Raw genomic sequence first — 857 nt, 5'->3', positions numbered from 1 at the left:
CTTTAGTTCTGATATTAAGGAAAAAAATGATATTAAAAACTGTGTTATTAGTATAATGAATAATTTGTGGTTAAGTATTGAAGAATTTGAGAGTATTAAAACTTTTTTAGACACCGAATTAAGGTTTTTATTAGACAAACAATATGGTTATAACTTCTATTTGTTTAAGTTAGGGCAAAAATATAAAAAGTTTGCTCACCCATTTTGTGACATAAAAAAACTAAACTATTTAGAATTTAATAGCATGGTTAAAAATATGAAATTTATCACTTTAGATGAAGGATGATCATATGCTAGATGAATTAGATAACAATATTATGAAGATTCAATTTGGAGAACTTAGCGGTATAGGTTTTCATATAAAAAACTCATATATAAATTGTATCAGTGTTAAAATTAATTTTGGAGGGATAGATAGTAAAATAGGGTATGCTCACTTTTTGGAACATATGAAATTTTGGATAGGTGAAAATAATCTTTATGAAGAAATGAAAAATATAAGTATTGTCTTAAATGCTACCACTAGTGGAAAGAGTACTTATTTTACATTTTTCTGTGTTCCATGTATGACAGAGGATGCTTTAAATATACTTTTAAAGTATTTGAACAACCATGATTATTTAAAAAAGATTTTTGAAAATGAAAAGAAAGTAGTTATTAACGAAATAAAAGGGTATAAAAGTATTCAATCTCAGGACGTTAAACTTAATATCATAAGAGACCGAATACTAGGTAATGAAAAAGACATCAATCAAATTTCATTATATAATTTACATGAAATATCAAAGAAATATTATGATAGAGATAATATGAGTGTTTATGTCGTTGGAGATATTAAATTCAATAAAGATACCAAT

At 24.6% G+C, this 857-nt stretch carries 2 protein-coding genes; both read left to right on the top strand.

Annotation, left to right across the window (positions count from 1 at the left end; translation table 11 throughout):
• On the top strand, nt 1–286 hold a 286-nt coding region (locus CD172_RS12825), incomplete at its 5' end, for a hypothetical protein (protein ID WP_169925254.1).
• Nucleotides 287–290: 4 nt separating this feature from the next.
• Nucleotides 291–857, top strand: a 567-nt coding sequence (locus CD172_RS12430; RefSeq protein WP_169925253.1) for an insulinase family protein, incomplete at its 3' end; no start/stop codon positions are given.

This window comes from Staphylococcus agnetis (assembly GCF_002901865.1).
Lineage (GTDB): Bacteria > Bacillota > Bacilli > Staphylococcales > Staphylococcaceae > Staphylococcus > Staphylococcus agnetis.
The sequence above is the reverse complement of the archived record's forward strand: the minus strand, read 5'-3'. Positions and strand labels throughout refer to the sequence as shown.